Raw genomic sequence first — 2,705 nt, 5'->3', positions numbered from 1 at the left:
GAGCTTGCGTCTTTCACGGTCAGGGCGTTTACGCCGCGCCCGAACGTATTCACTGAGATCACGTCCAGGTAGTCCTCGTCATAGCCGTTTCTTTGACCGAGGCTGAAAATCGCACGACGCTGCGGGTCTGTAAGAGGCGGTAGCCCTTCGCCCTCAGTGGGATGGAACGATTGATGAGGCTTGGCCCTGCCGTCACCGTTGCCTCTTGAATGTCTGGGAGTTGGGGGCTGTGGCTTACCGGCAGCCAGAGGTTGAGGGTCCGGGGTAGCCTGTGGGGGTTCCAGGTCCGTTGTCGGCAGAGGTGGGGTTGCAGGCACTTGGCTTCCCTTCAGCCAGGCTTGGAGCATCTGGCCGGTTTCTTCCGAGGGCATGAAGTACGATCCGTCAAAAAGGCCGGTCCTGTCTTTGGTGGCCGTGGCGATATGGCCATCCACGGAAAGCTCCAAAACCGAGGTAAATTCGTACTCTAATCCGTCTCGCTGAACGGGAGCCAAGCCGATCTTTACGGGCCTAGTTTTGCCGGTCTTCTCATCCTTCACCACCTCCCAGGCGGTCTTGCTGCGGATAGTCGCAATGATGTGCAGGGGCGCTCCCAGGATAGCGTCCACCAGGGCGTTGTGCTTGGGTGAAGCCTCGCGCCAGGCTGCAAAGTTGTTCCGGGTTGCTTGGGATGCCTTATCCACGAATTCCAGGATGCCCCCCTCACCGGCCCAGGCATGTGTAAGGCTATCGATAATCAGAACATCGTATCCGGCTTGTCCTGCCTGCTTGATTGCCTGCACGTACTTTTCCGGGCTGTAGGGCGGGGTCAGTTCGGCCACGTCGTAATGAGCCAGGTCGGCGTACAGAGAGCCGCTGCCGCGCTCCGAGTCTAAAAGGGCGGTCTTGCCGCCAAGGCCCTGAGCGATACGCAAGGCCGAGTATGTTTTTCCGGAGCCGCTTGGGCCGATCAGGCCGAGGCGTAACTTGGATTGGGTTCGCTGTGCTGGTTGAAACATGGTGCCTCCTTCTGGTTTGGGGTTACAGCAAGCCTTGAGCCTGAAACGAGAAATGACCATCTCTTGCAACAATGACATGATCCAGGAAGCGCACGTCCAGGGTCTGGGCTGCTTTCTGAATTCTGGTGGTCAGCTCCTGGTCCTGGACGGAAGGCTTCGGGTCTCCGCCTGGGTGGTTATGCGCGATAATGATCCCGCTTGCCTGCTTGATCAGTACGTGACGCATGATTTCCCTAATGTAGACCGGTGCTTGGTCTACGGTGCCCCGTGAAAGTGTCTTTTTGGCCATGACATTGTTCTTGTTGTCCAGCAGGAACAATACGAAATACTCAATCTTTCTATTTTGATAGGGGAGCATGTGAACCGCGACGTACTCCGGACGGCTGAGGTTCAGGCAGTCCTGTCTGGCCTCATACAGCTCTGAGAGAAGTTCTTTTACTCGGCTCATTGGTTGGCCTCCTTGTTGGAAATGAAAAGGCCGGTCCCTCTTCTCGAAGAACCGGCTTAATGGTTGTGATTGTTTGTAATTTGCTGGTGATCAGACCTAAGCGGCCAAGCCCATTCCAGGCTGGTTCGGGATCAGCGAGAGCAGGCTTCCCATATGCTGAGCCAGAGCATCAAGGGTTTCCTGGGTGAAGGCACACGCCAAGCGCTTCGGGGCTGGCGAGGTGTCCGCGATCAAGGGAAGGCTCCCGTTCTTTGGGGCATTCACAACGCTGTCTGAAAAGCCAAGCAAAGCCAGGTCGGCTTGATCGATTAGAAGCACTTTGCGGGAAGCGTCTGGTGCCGATTCGCTTTTGAACACATGCAGGCTTGTCGGGGCCTTATTGTCACCAATCTGGAAAAGCAGGGGCGTTGGGTGACATGGCACAACGTTTTGGGGATTGTCCATGGTGGCGATAGCATTCGGGATAGAATCGTGGAGAATGATGGAGTGCCGGTCTACCTTGAGTGCCGAACTGATCACTTGGCGCTTCATGTCTTCGTCGGCGAGATCAAATGCTACAGCCAAGTCGGTTTCCAGCAGGTCCATATGCAAGGCTACGCCGTCACCGAGGATAAAGCCCCAGCCCTTGATCATGGTCACGGTGCCGGGCTTCTTCTTGAGATAAGCCCGAATTGTGTTTGTCTTTATGGTACGCATTTGGGTTACTCCTTGTTTGGGGTTAATAATGATTCTAGCAGCTTGAAGGCTTTTTGGGGCAGATGATCTACTCGATCAACGATTTCGCAGACCGGGAACAGGGACGTGTTGTACAAGCCCTCAATGCCAAGGGTTGCGACCTCGATCCCGATTGCCTTGGCTTCTTCCAGGGCGATTCTTGCTGATTGGAAATCGTCGGGTTCTCCGTCAGTAAGAAGCACAACCAGCTTCCTGGTTTCAGTCAGGGGAACCATTGACGCCAAGACATACCGAAGGCTTTCCGCAAGCGGAGTGCAGCCACGGGCATAAAGTGGCCAGAGCATTGTGCCGGATGGTTTCTGGCCATGTTTGAGCAGCGAGGCCACCGGATACACGTCATGCCTGCCCGAGATGTCTTGGTTGTAGGGGTAATGGGCTGGGAACAAGGTCAGGGCCAAATTGATGCCTCTCTGGTGGACCAAGGCTTTCACCAGGGCGAAAACAGCCTCCTTTGCGATTGCCAGACGCCGCCCGTCCATGCTTCCGCTGATATCAACCAGCAGGTGGATGGCTGTATTTACTTG

At 55.5% G+C, this 2,705-nt stretch carries 4 protein-coding genes; all 4 read right to left on the bottom strand.

Features of this window, described 5'->3' with window-relative positions:
• Window positions 1–998, bottom strand: a 998-nt coding sequence (locus AC559A_RS18940) for an ATP-binding protein (RefSeq protein WP_498819253.1), incomplete at its 3' end; no start/stop codon positions are given.
• A 22-nt stretch (window positions 999–1,020) separates the two neighbouring features.
• Window positions 1,021–1,446 (bottom strand): JAB domain-containing protein, encoded by a 426-nt coding sequence (locus AC559A_RS18935; RefSeq protein ID WP_498819252.1) that lies wholly within the window; start codon window positions 1,444–1,446, stop codon window positions 1,021–1,023.
• A gap of 96 nt (window positions 1,447–1,542) precedes the next feature.
• Window positions 1,543–2,142, bottom strand: coding sequence for a hypothetical protein (locus AC559A_RS18930; protein ID WP_498819251.1), 600 nt, complete (start codon window positions 2,140–2,142; stop codon window positions 1,543–1,545).
• A 5-nt stretch (window positions 2,143–2,147) separates the two neighbouring features.
• Window positions 2,148–2,705, bottom strand: a 558-nt coding sequence (locus AC559A_RS18925; RefSeq protein ID WP_498819250.1) for a VWA domain-containing protein, incomplete at its 5' end; no start/stop codon positions are given.

The sequence above is a fragment of the Desulfonatronum zhilinae genome (assembly GCF_900182865.1).
Lineage (GTDB): Bacteria > Desulfobacterota > Desulfovibrionia > Desulfovibrionales > Desulfonatronaceae > Desulfonatronum > Desulfonatronum lacustre.
This window is presented reverse-complemented; position numbering and strand designations above follow the sequence as displayed.

What these genes read in the sequence shown, in the direction of transcription:
- AC559A_RS18935 (WP_498819252.1), bottom strand. Translation starts at nt 1,446, where the DNA reads ATGAGCCGAGTAAAAGAACTTCTCTCAGAGCTGTATGAGGCCAGACAG.
- AC559A_RS18930 (WP_498819251.1), bottom strand. Translation starts at nt 2,142, where the DNA reads ATGCGTACCATAAAGACAAACACAATTCGGGCTTATCTCAAGAAGAAG.